Genomic DNA, 19671 nt, shown 5'->3' on the forward strand with positions numbered 1-19671 from the left:
GCTGACCTCCCCGTTCCCCCACTAGGGTGGCGCCATGCCCGCTGCACATCCGCTGCTCACCGTGGTGGTGAACTTCTTCCGGCTGGGCCCCCTGGCCGAGGACGCTCTGGCCAGCCTTCGCTGGTCGAGCGACCCACGGATCCGGTTCCTCCTGGTCGACGATGCATCCCCGGACGACACACCGGAGCGGTTGCGACGCACCGCACGCGAGCTGCCGGGTGCCGAGGTCCTGGAACTGCCGGACAACCGGGGGCTGGCGGGCGCCCGCATGGCCGCGCTGGCCGAACTGGAGACCGACTGGTTCACGTTCCTGGACGGGGACGACTGGGTGTCGAAGGGCTACTACCCCGCCCTGCTCGATGAAGTCCTCGCGCTCGGCGTCGACTGGGTCCGCACCGATCACATCCAGTGCACCGGCCGCGAGCGCACGCTCGTCCGGATCCCCGACGTCAACCGGGCGGGACGGATCGGCAGTCCGCGCGAGTCCATCCTGTCGGCACGCACGAGTTCGGTGGATTTCGCCCATGCGTGGTCCGGCGTCTATCACCGTCGCCTCGCCGAAGAGGGACTCGTCTTCTATCCGCCCGAACTGCGCACGGCCGAGGACCGGCCGACGATCTGGCGGCTCCACCTGTCGGTGCCGGAGTTCACGATCGCCCGCACGGTCGGCGTCCATTATCGGCAAGCCGTCGAGGGGTCGCTGACCCAAACCGGCGATGTGCGCCAACTCGCGGTCACCGAGTCGATGCGGCAGGTGGGCGAGATCGTCGCGGCCGACCGCGAGGCCGACCGTTTCCGGGCCAAGGTCCTGAGGACCTGGGCCGGCCTGTTCGCATGGCACTGGCAGCACCGGGGCAGGTTCACCCCGGCGCTGCGGGCCCGGTTCATCGTGGAGGCCGCGGGCCTGCTCGACACGGCCGATCCCGAAGAACTCCAGGCGGTCATCCGGGCCATGCCCGAGAGCCGGCGCCAAGCGGTCGAGTCCCTGCGCCGAGCGGCCCGCGTCCTGTCGGTCGCCCCCCTCCCGGGAGCCCGCCGATGACCGCGACGCTCACGGTCGTGATCCCGTGCTATCGCCTGGCCACCCGCCTCCCCCTCACCCTCGCCAGTCTGGCTCGGGCCATCGACGACCGGGTCGAGCTGCTGTTCGTCGATGATGCCTCGCCGGATGCCACGGCCGACGTGCTCGAGGCCGCCCTCCCCCGCCTCCCCCGCGCCCGACTCCACCGGCTCGACCAGAACCTCGGACTCTCGGGCGCCCGCAACGCCGGGGCAGCGTTGGCGGAGACCGACTACCTCACCTTCTTCGACGGTGACGACACCGTGGTCCGCGACTATTTTCCAGCGCTGCTGGACGCGATCGCCGGACTGGGCGTACCCATGATCCGCACCGACCACATCGAAGTGACCGGCCGGGACCGCGTGCTGCGCAGGGTGCCCGCCGGGTGCCGGGACGGGCGCATCGAGGCAGCGCGGGAGGCGATCCTGCCGGTGGGTCAGCGGACGGCCGTGGATTATCCGTACGCCTGGGCCGGCGCCTATCACCGCTCGCTCGCGGAAGCCGGCACGCTGCGCTTCCCTGATGCGCTGCGCACAGCGGAGGACCGGCCATGGATCTGGCAACTGCACCTCGGTGCGGAGGCGTTCTCGGTGCCCGGGCTCGCCGGGGTGCACTATCACCGCGACCAGCCCGGTTCGCTGACCAGGCTGGCCGACTCGACCCAGCTCGATTTCGTCGCGGCGATGGAACAGGTGATCCGGATCGTTCGCGCCGATCCCGATGCCGAGCGGTTCCTGCCCAAGGCGGTGCGCCGGTGGTGTGAGCTCACGCTCCATCACCTGGGGCGGATGGAGCGATTCGCTCCCGAGGTACGCCGAACGTTCCGTCTGCTGTTGGGTCGCGCCCTCGCCGGTGCCCCGCAGCCGTTCCTCAACGACACCCTCGCGGACCTGACCCCCGACCGGCGGAACCGGCTCACCCGGTTGATGGCCGACGCCGCGAACCCCGCCGACCGGCAGGCCCGCACCGAACCCGAACGGAGAGCACGATGACCCGCACGCACCTGTTCGAGGTGTCCACCCTCTTCGGCCTCGCGACCCTCAACGCCGCACTGGCCGCGGGCCTGTTCCCCGGCGATGGTCCCCGAATCCTCATCTGCAGCAACAACGCGCAGGTCCCGGAGGCCGTCGCCGACCTGACCGAGGCCCCGGCCTTCGCCGGCTTGGCCGAGCCGTTCGACCGGGTCGTGTCCTTCAACGACGCGATCGCGCCGCTGCACCCGTCGGTGTGGACCCCGTCGGAGGCGGAGATGCCGGTGTGGGAACGCTATTTCCGGTTGTTGTGGGACCTGGGCGACGGGCCGGTGCATCTGGTGGTCGAGTCGATCCAGGTGTCCCCGGCCCAAGCGCTCGCATGGTCGTTCCCGCAGGCATCGATCGACGTCTATGCGGACGGGCTGATGAGCTATGGCCCGACGCGCAACAAGATCCTGTCCGAGGTGGGCTCCCGCATCGAGCGGTTGCTGCACCTGGACCTGGTTCCGGGGCTGGCCCCGCTGTTGCTGGAGGAATTCGGGGTCGAGCGCCGGATCATCCCGACCGACGCCTTCCGGACCGTGCTTGCCGACCTGGGCGCGGACGCCGGGCTGCCGGAGACCACGGGCCCGGTCGCGCTGTTGCTGGGGCAATATCTCTCCCCGCTCGGTCTCATCACCAGCGCAGAGGAGGAGGCCCTGCACACGCGCATGCTCGAGGCAGCGGTCGCTCGCGGCTTCCGGCGGGTCGTGTTCAAACCCCACCCGACGGCCCCGACCGAGCTGGCCGGTCCGATGCTCGCCCGGGCCGCGGAGCTGGGCGCAGAGGTCGAGGTGTTCACGGCGCCGGTGCTCGCGGAGACCCTGTTCGAGCGGATCGAGACAGGGCTGGTGGTCGGGTGCTTCTCGACCGCTCTCATGACGGCCCAGTCCGTCTATGGCCTGCCGGTGGTCCGGGTCGGCACCGAGGATCTGCTCGCCGCGCTCAAGCCGTTCCCCAACAGCAACCGAATCCCGCTCGTCATCATCGACTCGCTGGTCGCGGGCCCGGACGGCCCTGCCCGGCTGGGCCTGCCCGAAGTCACGCGCCTGATCGAGGCGGTCGGCTTCGTGATGCAGCCCGAGGTGCTGGCCCACCGCCGCGCCGCCGCGAGCGACTGGCTCTGGGAACACGGGACCGCGGAGGCGCGCTTCTTCCCGGCGGTGCGACTGGGCGAGCTGGGTCTGCCCGGCGGGCGTCAGACGCTCAGGACAAGGTTGGCGCCGTCACTGCGCAGAGCCGCGCGCTCGGCGTACGCGATCGAACGGAAACTTGAGGAACGCCTGATGGGGCCGATCCGCGGGGTCCCGGGCGGCGGCTGAGAGCGGTCCGGCTCAGCGGCCCAGCGACGCCACCCAGTTGCCGAGCAGCCGCAGACCAGCACCGCCCGATTTTTCGGGATGGAACTGCGTGCCGCTCACCGCGCCGTGCTCGACGGCCGCGACGAACCGGTCGGCCTCGTGGTCGCACCAGGTCGTGTGATCGGCTCCAGTGGTGTGCACGCCATAGGAATGGACGAAATAGAACCGTTGGTCGGCGACGCGGTCGAAGAGCACGGACCCGGCCGGGGCGTCAACGAGGTTCCAGCCCATGTGCGGCAGGCGACGCGCGGCCAGTCGTTCGACGCGCCCGGGCAGGACGCCACAGCCTGCGGACTGGACACCGTGTTCCACGCCCTCGTCGAACAGCACCTGATAGCCGACGCAGATGCCCAGCACCGGCCGGCCGGCAGCCGCCCGGGCACGGATCGCGTCATCGCCACCGATCCCACGGAGCCCGGCCATGCAGGCCGCATAGGCGCCGACCCCCGGCACCACCAGCCCGTCCGCGCGCTCGGCCGTCGCGACATCGGCGGACAGGACCACCTCGGCCCCGGCCCGCTCCAGCGCCCGGCAGGCCGACCGAAGATTGCCGGACCCGTAGTCGAGGACGACCACGCGCCGGCCGCCGCTCACAGGGCGCCCTTGGTGCTGGGCACGCCGGCGATCCGGCCGTCCGGTTCGAGGGCGGTCCGCAGGGCCCGGGCGAGCGCCTTGACCTGGGCCTCCACGATGTGGTGCGGGTCCCGGCCCGCAACCAGCGTGAGATGGATGCAGATCCCGGCGTTGAAGGCGAGGGTTTCGACGATGTGGCGGGTCATGGAGCCGACATACGGTGTGCCCGGCGTCCCGTCCGGCCACGGCCCGCCACCGATCTGCGCATAGGCCTGCGCGTCAGGCTCACCGCTGTGGACGCAATAGGGTCGCCCGGCGATGTCGACCACACACTGGGCGAGCGCTTCGTCGAGGGGCACCAGCGCGTCCCCGAAGCGGCGGATGCCCCGCTTGTCGCCGAAGGCCTCCCGCAACGCCTGGCCCAGCACGATGGCGGTGTCCTCGACGACGTGATGAGCGTCGATCCAGACGTCCCCGGTGGCCTCGATCTCCAGATCGATCAGCGAGTGCCGGCTCAGCGAGGTCAGCATGTGGTCGAAGAACCCAACGCCTGTGCTGACCGTGGATTCGCCGGTGCCGTCCAGGTTGACGCGGACGCGGACTCCGGACTCGGAGGTCTTGCGCTCGGCCGTCGCCGTGCGGGATGTGTGATCGGTCATCGGCTCATCTCCTCGTTCGCCAGGACGCGCAGCAGGGCTGCCTTGAATGCCGCCATCTCGGCCGGTGTCCCGACGGACACCCGCAACATGCCGGCCGGGCCGGTCTCGCGGATCAGCACTCCGTCGGCAAGGAGCTGCGACCAGACCTCGTGCCGGTCCGCGAACGCCCCGAACAGGACAAAGTTGGCCTGCGTCGGCACCACGGGCAGGCCCTGTTCGCGGAGCCAATCGACGAGATCGTCACGCGCCGCCCGGAGCTCGGCGACGTGCGCCATCATCTCCGGGGCGTTGTCGAGTGCGACCGACGCCACGGCCTGCGTGATCCCGGACAAGTGATAAGGCAGCCGCACGATCCGGCAGGCGTCGACGATCGCCGGCGCCGCGGCCAGATAACCGAGTCGACCGCCGGCGAATGCGAACGCCTTGCTCATCGTCCGGCTCACGACGAGGCGCGGATAATCGCCGAGCAGTTCGAGCGCGGTGGGCAGGCCGGGGGTGACGAATTCCTGGTACGCCTCATCGATCACCACGATGCCCGGCGCGACGTCGAGCAGCGTCCGGATCGTGTCGAGCCCGGTGACCGTGCCGGTCGGGTTGTTGGGCGTGGTGACCACGACAACGTCGGGCTGGTGCCGGGTGACGGCCGCGACCACCCGGTCGGGATCGAGGGTGAAGTCATCGGCGCGCGGCTCGACCACGAATCGGGTGTGGGTGTTGCGGGCGTACTCCGGATACATCGAATAGGTCGGCCCGAACGTCAGCAGCGACCGGTCGGGCCCGGCGAAGGCCTGGAGCAGGTGGGTCATGACCTCGTTCGACCCGTTCGCGGCCCAGATGTTGTCGGCCGTCAGGCCGTGACCCAGATAGCGCGCGAGCCGACTCCGCAGCGCACGGGCCTCCCGGTCGGGATAGCGGTTCATGACCGTCGCGGCCTCGGCGGCGGCGGTCGCGATCTCGGCGCGCACGCGGTCGCTCGGCGCATACGGGTTCTCGTTGACGTTCAGCAGCACCGGCACGTCGAGCTGGGGAGCGCCATAGGGCTCCTCCCCCACCAATTCGGGGCGCAGCGGCAGGTCCGCCAGACCGATGGCGGCGGCGGACCCTTGGGCACGGGTGGTCACGGTTTCCTCTCGGGGATCAGTCGCGGGGGTCGGTGAATCGGACGGTCACGGCCGCGCCGTGGGCGGGCAGATCCTCCGCGTGGGCGAAGGTCTCCACCGTGCGGCGTACGCCGGCCAGCGCGTCGGCCGAATAGTCGATCAGATGCACGTGGCGCAGGAACGACTGGACGGTCAGTCCCGAAGAGTGCGCAGCGGCGCCGGCGGTCGGCAGGACGTGGGTGGACCCGGCACAGTAGTCGCCGAGCGAGACCGGCGCGTAGGTGCCGATGAAGATGGCCCCGGCGTTCGTGACCCTTTGGGCGAGGTCAGCCGCGTCACGCGTGTGGATCTCCAGGTGTTCGGCGCCATAGGCATCCACGACCGCGAGGCCCTGGTCGATGTCGTCGACCAGCACGATGCCGGACTGGTCGCCCGTGAGCGCGGTCCGGATGCGGTCCTGGTGTCGGGTGTTGGCAATCTGCGGTTCGAGCGCCGCCTGCACGGCGCCCGCGAGTTCGCTCGAGTCGGTGACGAGGACCGACCCTGCGAGCGGGTCGTGTTCTGCCTGGGAGATGAGGTCGGCGGCAACGTGGGCCGGGTGGGCGGTGTCGTCGGCCAGGATCGCGATCTCCGTCGGCCCGGCCTCTGAGTCGATGCCGATCCGGCCCTTGAGCAGGCGCTTGGCGGCGACGACATAAATGTTGCCGGGGCCCGTGACGAGATCGACGGCGGCGCAGAGCCCCGGAACCCCATAGGCGAACATCGCCACGGCCTGGGCGCCCCCCACGGCGAAGACCTCGTCCACACCGAGGATGCTGCAGAGCGCAAGGATGTTCGGGTGCGGCAATCCGCCGAACTCCTCCTGCGGCGGCGAGGTGACGGCGATCGATCGCACGCCCGCGACCTGGGCGGGCACCACGTTCATGATCACGCTGGAGGCCAACGGGGCGAGGCCGCCCGGCACATAGAGGCCGACGCGGTTGACCGGGATCGTCTTGTGGGTCACGCGCGCCCCAGCCGCCACGTCGACCTCGATCGACTCGTCTCCCCGCTCCGCGACCGCCACCGCACGGCGGCGCTCGATCGCGACCTCGAAGGCGGCCCGGACGTCGGGATCCAGTTGGGCCTCGGCGTCGGCGAGCGCCTCGGTCGGCACCCGGAAGCTGCTGGGCACCACGCGATCGAACCGTTCGGAGAGCTCCCGGAGCGCGTCCTCTCCGCGCTCGGCCACCGCGTCACAGATCGGGGCGACCGCCGCCATGGCAGCAGCGACGTCGAACGGCGCGCGGGGCACGATGCGCCGATAATCGAGGGTTTCGCCGGCAGCCAGCCGGCCTCGCAGATCCAGAGTTCGCAGCACGGAGGCGATTCTAGAGAGCCGAACCGAATGCCTGCCCGGAATATCACCGCTGGCTGGCGTCCGGCGGACGGCACCCGGGTGCGGTGCAAGAATCGCGGCCATGTTCATCGGTTTCGGCACCGTCGTCAATGTCGCCACCGTGATCCTCGGTGCGGGGATCGGGATGGCTCTTGGCCACCGGCTGCCGCAGCGCACCCGGGACACCGTGACCGACTCCCTTGGCTTGGTGACCCTGCTCATCGGTGCCCTGACCGCGATGGACGTGACCTCGACCGCGCTCAGCGACCGCGTCGGATCGTCCGCCCCGATCCTGATCGTGCTGGGCTCGCTGCTGATCGGGGGCATCGTGGGATCCCTGGTCGACCTCGAGCGACGGCTGGAGGACTTGGGCGCCTGGCTGCGCCGGATGCTCGTCCGCCGCGACGGCGGCACGTCCGCCCATCCGGAGGGAACCGACGAGGGGCCGGACACCGGGGCCGCGCATCTGTCGGCCCGCGAGCGGTTCATCGAGGGCTTCGTCTCGGCTTCGCTGTTGTTCTGCATCGGTCCCCTCACGATCCTCGGGTCGCTGTCCGACGGGCTCGGCAACGGCGCCGATCAATTGGTGCTCAAGGCGGTCCTCGACGGGTTTGCGGCCATTGCGTTCGCCGCCTCCCTCGGCATCGGGGTGATGGCGTCGGCGCTCGTGGTCGGCGTGGTCCAGGGGTCGCTGACACTGGTGGGGTTCCTCCTCGGTGATTTCCTGCCCGAGCCACACCTCATGGCTCTCACCGGAACCGGTGGGCTGATGCTGCTCGGAGTGGGCATGCGGTTGCTGAACATTCGTCAGATCCCGGTCGGCAACCTGCTGCCCGCGTTGGTCGTGGCTCCGATCCTGGTCGAGATCGTTTCCCGGGTGCAGGGATGAGCCGCGGTTCTTCGGGTACGCCGGCCACCCGGCTCCTCGACAGCCGCGGTGTGAGCTATCGCCTGCATGCGTACGCCCACGACAGCGGCAACCGCAGCTTCGGCGCTGAAGCTGCCGAGCGCCTGGGGCTGCCGCCCGAACAGGTCTTCAAGACGTTGCTGGTCGACACCGGCGGGGGCTTGGCGGTCGCCATCGTCCCGGTGGCCGGCGCCCTCGATCTCAAGGCGGTCGCCACGGCACTGGGGGCGAAAAAGGTCGGGATGGCCGACCCTGCGGTCGCCGAACGGGTCACGGGCATGGTGGTGGGCGGGATCTCGCCGCTCGGGCAGAAGCGCGCGTTGCCGACGGTGCTGGATGCCAGCGCGCTCGAGTTCCCGACGGTCTTCGTCTCCGCCGGTCGACGGGGCCTGGACCTAGAGCTCGCCCCGGGCGACCTGGTCGCTCTCACCGGGGCTCTCGTCACCGCGGTCGCCCGCTCCTGACGCGAACGCAGGCCGGATCCGAACCACCCAGGCGATGGCGATCGCAGCGACCACCAACAGCAACGCCTCGACGGCCAGCACCGGCCAGCCCCAGACCGTGAGGGCCACCACGGCGACGAAATTCGCCACCCCGTGAATGAGCATCGCCAGCAGCCACGCGGCGACCGGCCGTCCGCGCTCCACGCCCAGCAGCACCAGGACGCTGAGTCCGACGTGCAGGGCGACCGCCGCCACCCGCTCGAGTCCGCCGGCCGTGGCAGCGAGCACGGTGACGGCGCCGAGTTGGCTCTGCAGCGCCGCGGCGGCTTCGGGCGGCATCGTCGCGGTGAGGGATCCCCATTGGCCGGCCTTCACCAGGATCCCCATCACCAAAACGCCCACGAGGGAGAGACCCACGAGCACGAACGCCTCGATGCCGCCATGGCCCAGTCCGAACGCGACACCGTCCGCCTGGGTGCGCCTCCGGGTGCGGAAGAACAGGGTGAGCACCAGCAGACGTCCGGTTTCCTCGAACACCGCCGCGCTGAAGCTGAGCACGAGCGCGGCCCACACGGCGTGGCTCAGCAGCGCCTGCCATTCGGGGAGCACGGGCAGCACGACGGTGATCAGCGGGATTCGGATGAGCAGCTGTGTCACCGTGAAGGTGAGCACGCCGAGTCCGAAACCGGCCCACAACCAGCGGCGGCCCCGCGCCCAGAAGATCTGGACCAGCAGCGGACCGAGGAGGCACAGCAGGGCGACCAGACCAACCGCGATCAGGCCGGAGCCCGACACGTCAGAGGGCAGCATCGCGACCCTCCGCGCCCGGATCCTCCGGGTCCGGGACCAGCGCCGAGATCAGCATGAGGACCAGCACGGCCGCGAAGGGCCAGATAAGCAACGCGGCCGGGGCCCGGAGGGTCAGCTCGATCGGCAGGGTCTGACCGGGGGTGGCCGCCGCCAACCGTTCGTTGAACGGGCCCGGACCCAGCTGGGACCCCACCAACCAGCACAGGAGCGCCATCACGAGCGACCCGACGATCGCCAGGAAGACACAAGGCCATCCCAGACCCGAGAACCAGGACCAGACGACCAGCCCGCAGATCACCCCGAGCACGACGCCCAGCAGCGCGAACCACGCATCGGCCGCGACGATCCCGGCGAGACCACGCTCGGTGACCGTCGCGTTCCCGGCCTCGTCCACCGCATAGGTGGTGAGGGGCACGATCCAGAACCAGAGGACGCCGGCGAGACAGCCAGTGACCACCACCCCCGCGAGGAACAGCGCCAAGTGACGGCCCGGGCGGGCGACCCGCCGGTGCCGCAACCGTTCTGCCGGCGGCAGGGTGCCCGTCGTGACGGAGTCACCGCGATGCCGCACGCTCGGCGGCCCGGAGCCGCCGGCCCCCGCTTCGGCGTTCACACGTTCAGACATGACGGCCCCAGCAGCGCCTTGAGATCGGCCATCAGCGGCGGCGACGGAGTGACGCGCAGCTGATCGTCGATGCGCCACACGGTCGTCCTCTGATTGCTCTGCAATCGCAGATGCACTTCGGTCATGCCCGGGTGTGCCCGCAGCACCTGGCGCAACTCGGTGACCACGGGCGCCGTGCACCGAGTCGCGGGCAACGAGATGACCACCGGCTTGCCGGGCCCCTGGTCGACGTCGGGGAGCGTGACTTCGTTGGCCTGCATGGTCACCGAATCGTCCCTGGCTCTGACCTTGCCCCGGATCCGGACGACGGTGTCCGTCGCGAGAATCGTGGAGACCAGCGCATAGGCCTGGGGGAAGAGGACCACCTCCATGCCGGCCTCGAGGTCCTCGACCGTCAGGATCGCCATATAGTCGCCGCTCTTCGTCGTCTTGCGGACGATATTGGTGATCATGCCGGCGATCGCGACGGTGGTGTCCCGCGGGCCGTCCTCGGCGATCAGGGCCCCGATGGAGAGGTCCCGCTCGGCGGCGAGGATGTGCTCGAGCCCGTGCAGCGGGTGATCGGACACATAGAGACCGAGCATTTCCCGTTCGAACGCCAGCTTGGTCTGCTTGTCCCAGTCGGGCAGGTCGGGCACGGTCTGCTGCGCCATGCCCGACTGCTCGTCACCGCTGTCCCCGAAAGCGCCGAACAGGTCGTCCTGGCCGTTCGCCTCGTTGCGTTTGATGTCGATGACCTGGTCGACGGCGTTCTCGAAGATCTCCATCAGCGCACGGCGCGGGTGTCCGAGTGAATCGAACGCGCCGGCCTTGACGAGCGATTCGATCAGCCGCTTGTTGCAGGCCTGCAAAGGTGCCTTGTCGAGGAAGTCATGGAAGCTCGTGGCCTTGCCCTTGGTCTCGCGCTCCTCGACCATGAGCCCGACGACCGCGCCGCCGACGTTGCGGACCGCGGACAACCCGAAGCGGATGTCGGTCCCGACCGGGGTGAAGTTCATCGCCGATTCGTTGACGTCGGGCGGGAGGACCTTGATGCCCATGTGGCGGCACTCCCCCAGATAGATCGCCATCTTGTCCTTGTCGTCCTTCACCGAGGTCAACAGGGCGGCCATATATTCAGTGGGATAGTTGGCCTTCAGATAGGCGGTCCAATAGGAGACCAGACCGTACGCCGCCGTGTGCGCCTTGTTGAACGCATAGTCGGAGAACGGCACCAGGACGCCCCACAGTGCCGCGATGGAGGCAGGGTTGAACCCGTTGGCCTGCATGCCGGCCTCGAAGTTCACGTATTCGGCGTCGAGCACCTCGCGCTTCTTCTTGCCCATCGCGCGCCGGAGGAGATCGGCATTGCCGAGGGTATAACCGGCGAGCTGCTGGGCGATCGCCATGACCTGTTCCTGATAGATCACCAGGCCATAGGTGGTGCCGAGGATCGGCTCGAGCGCCTCGATCATCTCGGTCTGCAGCTTGCCCTTCAGCTGGGGATCGAGCGGGATCAACTCCTGCTTGCCGTTCTTGCGCAGAGCGAAGTTGGTGTGGGCGTTCACGCCCATGGGTCCGGGCCGATAGAGCGCGAGCGCCGCGGAGATGTCCTCGAAGTTGTCCGGTTGCATCAACCGCAGCAGGCTGCGCATGCCGCCGCCATCGAGCTGGAACACCCCCAAGGTGTCGCCGCGGCCGAGCAACTCATAGGTCGCGCGATCGGTCATGTCCTTGCTGAGGGCTTCGAGGTCAATGTCGAGGTCCCGGTTGAGCTTCACGTTCGCCAGCGCATCGTCCAGGATCGTCAGGTTGCGGAGCCCCAGGAAGTCCATCTTGACCAGGCCGAGCGCCTCACAGGTCGGATAGTCGAACTGGGTGATGATCGCGCCGTCGGACTCCCGCTTCATCACGGGGATGATGTCCTCGAGCGGCTCCGACGACATGATCACGCCCGCCGCATGCACGCCCCACTGTCGCTTCAGGCCCTCGATGCCGATGCCGGTATCGACGACCTCCTTGACCTCGGGGTCGGAGTCATACAGCTCCCGGAACTCCTGGCCCTCGGTGAACCGTTTGTGGTCGGGGTTGAACAGATCCTTCAGGGGCACGTCCTTGCCCATCACCGCGGGCGGCATCGCCTTGGTGATCTTTTCGCCCATCGAGAACGGTTTGCCGAGCAACCGCGCGGAGTCCTTGACCGCCTGCTTGGCCTTGATGGTGCCGTAGGTGACGATCTGGCACACCCGGTCGTCGCCGTATTTCTCGGTGACGTAGTGGATGACCTCCCCGCGCCGGCGCTCGTCGAAGTCGATGTCGAAGTCCGGCATCGACTTCCGCTCCGGGTTGAGGAACCGCTCGAAGATCAGTCCGTGCGGGATGGGGTCGAGATCGGTGATCTGCATCGCGTACGCACACATCGACCCAGCACCCGACCCGCGTCCCGGGCCCACCCGGATGCCGTTGTTCTTCGCCCAGCGGATGAAGTCCGACACCACGAGGAAATAGCCCGCATAGCCCTTCGCGGTGATGACCTCGATCTCGAAGTCCGCCTGCTTGGTCGCATAGTCCGGGACGTTGTTGTCGAAGCGCTGCAGGAGGCCGGTGCGGACCTCCTCGACGAACCACGTCTCCTCGGTGTGCCCGGCCGGGACCGGGAACTTGGGCATATAGCGCCCTTCGCCCTCGGTGAACGAGATCTCGCACCGCTCGGCGATCTCGAGGGTGTTGTTGCACGCCTCCGGGAGCTCGGAGAACAGCGCCCGCATCTCCGCCGCGGACTTGAGGTAGTAGCCGTTGCCGTCGAACTTGAACCGTCCGGGCTGGTGCTTGTGGGCGCCGGCAGACACGCAGAGGAGGTTGTCGTGCGCCTCGGCGTCCTCCGGGTTCACGTAGTGCGAGTCGTTGGTCGCCACCAGCGGGAGCTTGAGCTCGCGGGCCAGCTTGAGCAGGTCGTGCCGGATCCTGGTCTCGATGTCGAGCCCGTGGTCCATGATCTCGCAATAGAAGTTGCCGGGGCCGAAGATGTCGCGGAACTCGGCGGCGGCCTCGACCGCTTCCCGATATTTCCCGACCCGCAGATAGGTCTGGATCTCGCCCGACGGGCAGCCGGTGGTGGCGATCAGTCCGTGCCCGAACCGGTTCAGCAGCTCACGGTCCGCGCGGGGTTTGTAGAAGAAGCCTTCCTTCGATGAGCGCGAGCTCAGTCGGAACAGGTTGTGCATCGCGGTGTTGTCGGGTGCCCACATCGTCATGTGGGTGTACGCCCCTTTGGCCGCGACGTCGTCTCCGGTGCCGTCGCCGAATTGCACCCGTTTGCGTTCCTGACGCTTGCCGTGGCCGGGCACCAGATAGGCCTCGAGGCCGATGATCGGCTTGACCCCGGTGCCCTGTGATCTCTTGAAGAACTCGTAGGCGCCGAACAGGTTGCCGTGGTCGGTCACGGCGATGGCGGGCATGCCCATCTCGGCAGCCCGGGTGAACATGTCCGGGACACGCGCCGCCCCGTCCAGCATCGAGAATTCCGAATGCACGTGAAGGTGCACGAAGTTGTCCTTCTCGTACATCCCTGTGCGCCCTCCTGTGCCCCGCCGATCCGAAGGCCCCAGCCTAGACGCTGACACCGACAGTGGACCCTCCCGAGACGCGCGCCGCACGATCGGTCTCAGCCGCTCCAGATCGCCTGTCCCGAAGCGTTGAGCGCGCGGGCTCCCCGGGGCGGTTCCGGGACCTGAGAACCGGGCAGCACGCCCACCCACAGCTCACCGGAGCCCGGCACCGACGAGGTCCGCAGGTTGAGCCAGCCGGCCCGCTGTTCGACCTGGAGCACGGTCGTGTCGGGCCCGGACGGCGCCAGCACGACCAGCCACTGCTCGTCCCGTTCATCGGGCACGCGCAGCATCCGTTCCGTGCGAGGGGCACATCCGATCTCCCCGCCGTCGCCGCTGCGGACCAGGCACCACCGTTCCGGATGGACGAGCAGGCGCCGGCCCGGGATCACGCCGGAGTTCATCTCGGGGCCACCACGCTCGTCCTCCACCGGCCCCGGAACGGCGGCAGGCGGGGTGGCGTACACCGATCCCGACTCCGGCTGGGCATCGAACGCGGTCTGTCGGAGCGTGGCCACTCCGAATCCGGCCACCAGCACGAGAGCCGCGGCAACGGTCCCGACCCGGGCGAGACCCATCGCGCGCCGACGTTTCGCGGCAGCGATGATCGCCTGGCCGTCCAAGGCCCGCGGGGTGCCCTGCCGCAGTGCCCCGCGCAACCGGTCCTCCGTCGTCACCGCTCCACACCCACCTTCATCGCTCCTCCCCCACCTTCTCGGAGTGCTCACGCAGTCTGGCGAGGGCACGGTGGCAGGCGCTCTTCACGGTGCCCACCCTGATGCCGAGCTCGGCGGCGGTGGCTTCCTCGGAGAGATCCTCCAGATAGCGCAGCACGATCACCGATCGCTCGCGGGGGGTCAGTTCTGCGAGCGCGCGCCGCAGGGCGATCCGATCGATGATCTGCAACATGTCGTCGGCGGGGACCTGACCACCGGGCAGCGCGAACAACGTGCGCGCCTCGGCCACGAACTCGGCCGGATTCTCCCGCCATGGCTGGCGCCGGAGCCGGTCGTTGTTGAGGTTGATCAGCATGCGCCGCACATACGCATACGGATCACTCGCCTGCGCCACTCGTCCCCACTTCAGATAGGCCTTCTCCAACACCGACTGGGTCAGATCTTCGGCGGCCTGGAAGTCACCGCACAGGTGTCGGGCGAGCAGCAGCAGCCGGGGCGATCGCTCGGCGACGAACCGGGCGAACTCGGCGTCCCGCTGAGCCCTGGACATGTCGGCTGTGCGTTCCTTCCGTCTCGGCCTCTGTCCCCAGAAACGGATGGGGGGGCGCGGGAGGTTCCGCGAACGGAAGCCCTCGTGTTCGGACGACAGCAACCCTATCCGCTCTGCCCGGCTGCATGCAGCCAAGCGAGCAGATAGGCGTAGGTGTTGCCGTCGTCGACGTCATCCGGGCCCATGGCCCTCGCCTCGGTCAGCGCCTGCTGACGGTCCTCCTCGCCGGCGAGCGCGGAGTACATGAGCAGATAATCGCCGTACTGCTGCTGGAACCCCCGTGTCCCGGTCGCTTCCGCCACGTTCTCGCGGATGCGCTCCGGATCGCCTGCCAGGTGATCGGACGACGGGCTGGCCGGGATGACCAGGATCGCCAGGGCGGCCGCCGGCTCCGGGGAGAACCAGGTCGCATAGTCGCGTTTGCCGCCGAAGTTCAGCGGGGTGATTGTGTGGTCGTATCCGGCATAGGCCGGGTCGTTGCGGTCGAAGTCGGTCCAGTAGGCCCGCGACGCCTGCGCCTCCACCGCATGCAGCCACTGGCCCTGGGCCTCGAGCGCGCTGTTGCCGCTCGCCCGCGCCCAGAGGGTGAGCCCGGCCCAGGCGTTGATCGCCTCGGACACGGATTCCTGGTTGTTGCCATCGGCGAACGGAGCGGTGCCGGATGCCCACGAGTGGCCGCCGTAGGCGTCGAAGTTCCGCCACTGCGGGAAGTGCTCGGTCGCCGGCGCCATGGCGATATCGGCCGCCAGCAGGTTCATCACCGGAGCGATGTCCTGCTGGAGGGCCGGGTCGTCGGCGGCGAGGATGCCCGCCGCGTACAGGAAATAGCCGTAGTGGAAGTGGTGGTCGTTGAATTCGTCCGCGCCGAAGGAGGCCTCCTGCCCCACGACGCCGCGGTTGGTCGGGTCATAGGTGAAGCAGAACGTGGCGCGGTCGTCACAGCCGTTCGGGTCCGCCCACCTGCGCAGCTCGGTCGTGGCCCGCTCCCGCAGGATCTCGGCCTCGGTGTCGGCCCCGACCTGACGGGCGATGCCCAGCAGCGTCGCGTCACGATAGAGCGCCTTGCCACCGAAATAGGTGTCCGCCGGATAGGGCTCCGCACCGTGCACGTCGCGCTTGACGGCCTCCGCGATCTCGGTGCGGGCGGTCTGATCGAGCCCGTCGAGATCGAGCCCGCTGCGGGCCGCACGCAGGGGCGCGGTCCAGGTGAGCTCGGTGCCCCGGCAGAGCGCCATGGTGCCGTACGCCGACCGGTAGGTGCCCAGATCGCAGCCCTCGGCGCCGGTCCGCTGGTGCGGCAGGGCGGCCAAGGCAGTGGGGCCGCCGCCGCGGGTCCGCCAGGTGAGCGTCGTGGCCACCTCGTCGTCCACCGCGTACGCCACGGAGGTCCCGTCGAGCGGGTCGGCCGCGAGCTCCGCGAGGGTGGCGGCATCTCCGTCCTCGGGGACTGCGAAGAACGTGGTGTGCTCGCCCGCCGCGAGGGTGACGCCCGTGTCGGTGAGGGTGCCGCCGGTGACGGCGTACTCCCCCTCCCCTGCGGTCACGGTGCGCACCCGCTCGTCGCCGGTGAACGGGATGTTGGTGCTGAGGGTGAGGTCCTGCTCGGCGGTGAGACCGATGAACGGCGAGCCACGCGCGATCACCACGTGGCCGGCCGGCTCGCTGCCGGCGAGGGCGGTGAGGGTCACCGACATGTCGTCATAGGCAGTGACCCGCCAATCGGTGACGTCGGCCAGCGTGACCTGGATCGTCGGGGTGTAGCCACCGATGATCGTCTTCCCGGTGCTGTGCACCGGCGGGAGGCCGAACCCGAAGGTGTTCTCCTCGACGCCGAAGGTCAGCGGAAGCGGAAACACCGGCTGGATCTGGTCACCGAAGACCAGGCCGGAGAACCACCGGTTGGTCGGGGGTGTCAGGCCGTCGGCGAGGCGGACCGGCCGCAGGTCCTTGCCCGGACGTTCGGGCAGGATTGCCGGGTCGGCCTCCGCCGCACTCAGGACTCGCGTCGCGGGACTCGGCGTGGCGGGAGGCTGCGGGGTGTCACCGCCCCCCGTGCAGGCGGTGAGCACCAGCAGGAGCCCCGCCAGGAGGGCCGTGGCCCCTCGGACCCTGCCGTTCGGGGTCGATCGCGGCCGCCTCATCGGAGACCGATCTTCGTGAGAAAGGCCATCATGGCGTCGGTCGGGCCGGCGAGAACGCCGTCGTCGCGCAGCTCGAGGACGGTGACGACCGGCGAGCCCTGCCGCGTGAGGTGGGCAAAGCGCGGGTCCGCGAGGTCGTCGCTGTGCACGCGGACCTGGGTGACGGCCTGACCGTCCTCGGTGGACACCGCGACCCCGTCCGCGTGGCCGTCCACCCGTTCGTTGTTGGGCAGGAAGATGCTCACCCGGCTCCCGTCCTCGACGCGGCCATAGTCGGTGGGGCTCATGAGATAGGTCGCGATGACCTGCCGCTGCCCGTCGGCGACCACGGTCGCCATGGGTGCTCCGTTCGCGAGAAAGCTGCCGACCTCGGCCTGCGAGTCGGTCACATAACCGTCCTGGACGGCGCGATAGGTGACGGTGCCGTCGCTGGTGTCGATCTCATAGGCATCGGTCGACGCCGGCTTGACGCCGTGCCCCAGGTCCTGCTGGAGGGTGATCGACGAGACCGTGAACAGACGGTCCCCGCGCCGGACCTCCGAGCCGTTCTTGACAAAGGTATCGGTCACGACGCCGCCATAGGCGGAGCTGACGACGGTCTGGGGTGCGTTCACGGTGGCCGAGACGCTCGACACGCGGGTCTGTCGTTGGTTGTAGAGCAGCGTCAGGGCGGCGCACAGGAACAGGATGGCGAGCAGGCCCCCGATCAGCCGGAGGCGGTTGGCGGTGGTCATCGGGTCTCCTCGGGGTGGTGGGTGCCCCAGCGGGACACCGCGGGACGGGCGGCGGTCGGTTCGTCGATGGTCCAGGGCTCCGGGTCCTCGGCCCAGCCGGCGGCCCGCATGGGCCGCGGCATGGCGCCGAAGTCGTCGTCCTCCGGCCGGATCGGTGAGGGCAGGTGGACGGGCAGGGGCCCGGTCGTCGGATAGGGGTCGGCCCCGGGGCCGCGGATGGCGCGCGGGGTGGGAAGTTCGGTGGCGGTGGCGTTGCCGTCGGCCAGCGCGCGGATGCGTCCGGCCGCAGCCTGAATCTCGTTCCGGTCGAGGACGAGGCCACCGGGCTCGTCGATCGCCTCGGTCGGGGCGGAATCCGCCGGCTGCCCGGTGGCGCGGCCCCGGTTGCGATCCTCGGCGAGCGCGACGCCGACGAACGTGCCGAGCGCGATCGTGTTGACGATGTTCCAGAAGGTGGCGATGTTGAACTGCTGCATCGACCAATCGCGCCAGAGCGCGACGGCGCTGGCACCCAACAGGAACGTGAACACCAGCACCTGCGGGATGATGTAGTTGAACGCGGAATTCCGGGCCCCCGCGGCACCGGTGACCGACCATTTGGTGTCCGCACCGATGAACGCGTTGCGCAGCGCCTTGCCATAGATCGGGAAGGACGCCGAGCTGAGCATCAGCACCTCCCAGCGGAACGAGCCGAGCGTGAAGAACGCGAGCACGATCTGCATGACATAGAAGCCCGAATAGAACAGCGCCCACGTGAGCGGGCCGACGGTCAGATTGACCGGGCGGAGGTCGAAGAAGATCTCGAGCGCCGGCACGAAGAGCAGCAGGCCGGGAACGATGCCGACGAGATAGTGGGTCGCGGTGACGAGATACATCAACCGCTGGTCGAGCGTGAGTCGACGGCGGGGGCTCAGGGGGTTGTGGGTGAACATGATCTCGAAGCCACCGGTGGCCCAGCGCAACTGCTGTTTGCTGTAGGCCTCGATGGTCTCCGGCGCGTCTCCGACCGCCAGCGTGTTGGGAATATAGACGCTGCGCCAGCCGCGCTCGTGGAGCATCAGCGAGGTCCACACGTCCTCGGACTTCGACAGGGCATAGATGCCGCCGATGTCGAGGACGGCGTCGCGGCGATAGAGCACGTTGGTGCCGACGCAGAACGCGGCGTTGAACTGGTTCCGGCCGGGCTGGATGAAGCGATAGAACATCGTCTGCATATAGCCCGCACCGCGGGAGATGACGTTGTGCAGGTTGCCGTAGGTCTGCGGCGTCTGCACGAAGGCGACCGACTCGTCGCGCATGAACGGGAGGGTCTCCTCGAGGAACGCCCGCTTGGCGACGAAGTCGGCGTCGAGGATGACGAAATATTCACCCTTGGCGACCGACATCGCGTTGTTGATGTTGCCTGCCTTCGCGCCGTGATTGTTCAGCCGGCGGATATAGGAACAGCCCAGCTCGGCCGCCAGCGCCTCCACCTCATCGGACCGGCCGTCGTCGAGGATCCAGGTGCGGTGGGCCCCCCGGATGGCGAGCGCCGCCTCCGCGGTCCGGCGAATGACGTCGAGATCCTCGCCATAGACGGTGATCATGACGTCGACCGTGACCGGACGTCCCCGGAGGTGCAGCGGCCACTGGGTCGGGTCATGCTCGACGCCGAGCCGCCGGTTGGTCGCGGCGTCATAGAGGGCGTCCTTGGCCGCGTGGAAGGCGTAGTCCCGCGGGCTCTTGCTGCCGGACAGGATCGTCCACATCGCCATGATCGCGTGGAACACGAGGATCGTCTCGGCGACGATCACCAGCAGCCAGGGCAGCAGGTCGCCGCGGTTGGCGGGGTTGAGCAGGAACGCCGCATAGGCGAACACACCGATCGTCGCGATCAGGGCGACGACCAGCATGACCGGTGAATAGGGGTTCCGGGTCGCGGCGCGACGCGAGTCCGGAACTTCTCCGGTGGGCGGCGACGCGACGGGTGGAGGCGCAGGCAGGACAGCCATGAAGAGTCTTCCTTCTGGGGGGTGGTTGGATGACGCAAGTGGCGCGGTGTTCGGCCGCGGTC

The 19671-nt window shown here is 69.1% G+C and carries 17 protein-coding genes; 5 read left to right on the forward strand and 12 right to left on the reverse strand.

Annotated features, from left to right (window positions below; genetic code table 11):
• Positions 1-34: 34 nt before the first annotated feature.
• The 3 genes from ACQ260_RS02500 to ACQ260_RS02510 are packed head-to-tail and all read left to right on the forward strand — an operon-like array spanning position 35 to position 3395.
• Positions 35-1042 carry a glycosyltransferase family 2 protein gene (locus ACQ260_RS02500; RefSeq protein ID WP_432557816.1) on the forward strand — a complete coding sequence of 336 codons (1008 nt, stop codon included), beginning with the start codon at positions 35-37 and terminating at the stop codon, positions 1040-1042.
• Entirely contained in the window at positions 1039-2052 is a 1014-nt protein-coding gene (locus ACQ260_RS02505) for a glycosyltransferase family 2 protein (RefSeq protein ID WP_432557817.1), read from the forward strand. The genes ACQ260_RS02500 and ACQ260_RS02505 overlap by 4 nt, the downstream gene beginning before the upstream one ends.
• Positions 2049-3395: a polysialyltransferase family glycosyltransferase gene (locus tag ACQ260_RS02510; protein ID WP_432557818.1), complete on the forward strand. Its 1347-nt coding sequence runs from the start codon at positions 2049-2051 to the stop codon at positions 3393-3395. Before ACQ260_RS02505 ends, ACQ260_RS02510 begins: the two co-directional genes overlap by 4 nt.
• A gap of 12 nt (positions 3396-3407) precedes the next feature.
• On the opposite strand, the gene hisH is transcribed toward ACQ260_RS02510, so the two are convergent.
• From hisH to hisD, 4 genes are read right to left on the reverse strand one after another with little or no spacing between them, the layout of a single operon-like run.
• Positions 3408-4028 carry an imidazole glycerol phosphate synthase subunit HisH gene (hisH, locus tag ACQ260_RS02515; protein WP_432557819.1) on the reverse strand — a complete coding sequence of 207 codons (621 nt, stop codon included), beginning with the start codon at positions 4026-4028 and terminating at the stop codon, positions 3408-3410.
• Entirely contained in the window at positions 4025-4666 is a 642-nt protein-coding gene (hisB, locus tag ACQ260_RS02520; RefSeq protein WP_432557820.1) for an imidazoleglycerol-phosphate dehydratase HisB, read from the reverse strand. The genes hisH and hisB overlap by 4 nt, the downstream gene beginning before the upstream one ends.
• Positions 4663-5787 carry a histidinol-phosphate transaminase gene (locus ACQ260_RS02525; protein ID WP_432557821.1) on the reverse strand — a complete coding sequence of 375 codons (1125 nt, stop codon included), beginning with the start codon at positions 5785-5787 and terminating at the stop codon, positions 4663-4665. Before ACQ260_RS02525 ends, hisB begins: the two co-directional genes overlap by 4 nt.
• A gap of 16 nt (positions 5788-5803) precedes the next feature.
• Positions 5804-7126, reverse strand: coding sequence for a histidinol dehydrogenase (hisD, locus tag ACQ260_RS02530; protein WP_432557822.1), 1323 nt, complete (start codon positions 7124-7126; stop codon positions 5804-5806).
• Between the two features lie 100 nt (positions 7127-7226).
• On the opposite strand from hisD, the gene ACQ260_RS02535 reads away from it, so the two are divergent.
• Both ACQ260_RS02535 and ybaK read left to right on the forward strand, forming a co-directional pair.
• Positions 7227-8033 (forward strand): DUF554 domain-containing protein, encoded by an 807-nt coding sequence (locus ACQ260_RS02535; RefSeq protein ID WP_432557823.1) that lies wholly within the window; start codon positions 7227-7229, stop codon positions 8031-8033.
• Positions 8030-8515: a Cys-tRNA(Pro) deacylase gene (ybaK, locus tag ACQ260_RS02540; protein WP_432557824.1), complete on the forward strand. Its 486-nt coding sequence runs from the start codon at positions 8030-8032 to the stop codon at positions 8513-8515. Before ACQ260_RS02535 ends, ybaK begins: the two co-directional genes overlap by 4 nt.
• Here ybaK and ACQ260_RS02545 read toward each other — a convergent pair.
• The 8 genes from ACQ260_RS02545 to ACQ260_RS02580 form a co-directional block, all read right to left on the reverse strand.
• Entirely contained in the window at positions 8447-9304 is an 858-nt protein-coding gene (locus tag ACQ260_RS02545) for a YhfC family glutamic-type intramembrane protease (protein WP_432557825.1), read from the reverse strand. The genes ybaK and ACQ260_RS02545 overlap by 69 nt on opposite strands.
• Positions 9291-9929: a hypothetical protein gene (locus ACQ260_RS02550; RefSeq protein WP_432557826.1), complete on the reverse strand. Its 639-nt coding sequence runs from the start codon at positions 9927-9929 to the stop codon at positions 9291-9293. The genes ACQ260_RS02545 and ACQ260_RS02550 overlap by 14 nt, the downstream gene beginning before the upstream one ends.
• Positions 9914-13474, reverse strand: a complete 3561-nt coding sequence (gene dnaE / locus ACQ260_RS02555; protein ID WP_432557827.1) for a DNA polymerase III subunit alpha — start codon at positions 13472-13474, stop codon at positions 9914-9916. The genes ACQ260_RS02550 and dnaE overlap by 16 nt, the downstream gene beginning before the upstream one ends.
• A 98-nt stretch (positions 13475-13572) precedes the next feature.
• Complete coding sequence (locus ACQ260_RS02560; protein ID WP_432557828.1) at positions 13573-14193, reverse strand: hypothetical protein; 621 nt, start codon at positions 14191-14193, stop codon at positions 13573-13575.
• A gap of 16 nt (positions 14194-14209) precedes the next feature.
• Positions 14210-14743, reverse strand: a complete 534-nt coding sequence (locus tag ACQ260_RS02565) for a SigE family RNA polymerase sigma factor (protein ID WP_432557829.1) — start codon at positions 14741-14743, stop codon at positions 14210-14212.
• 104 nt (positions 14744-14847) lie between these two features.
• Complete coding sequence (locus ACQ260_RS02570; protein ID WP_432557830.1) at positions 14848-16884, reverse strand: glycosyl hydrolase; 2037 nt, start codon at positions 16882-16884, stop codon at positions 14848-14850.
• Positions 16881-17618, reverse strand: coding sequence for an HlyD family efflux transporter periplasmic adaptor subunit (locus tag ACQ260_RS02575; RefSeq protein ID WP_432557831.1), 738 nt, complete (start codon positions 17616-17618; stop codon positions 16881-16883). Before ACQ260_RS02575 ends, ACQ260_RS02570 begins: the two co-directional genes overlap by 4 nt.
• Entirely contained in the window at positions 17615-19609 is a 1995-nt protein-coding gene (locus ACQ260_RS02580) for a glycosyltransferase family 2 protein (protein WP_432557832.1), read from the reverse strand. Before ACQ260_RS02580 ends, ACQ260_RS02575 begins: the two co-directional genes overlap by 4 nt.
• Between the last annotated feature and the right edge of the window lie 62 nt (positions 19610-19671).

The organism is Ammonicoccus luteus (assembly GCF_050880385.1).
GTDB lineage: Bacteria > Actinomycetota > Actinomycetes > Propionibacteriales > Propionibacteriaceae > Enemella.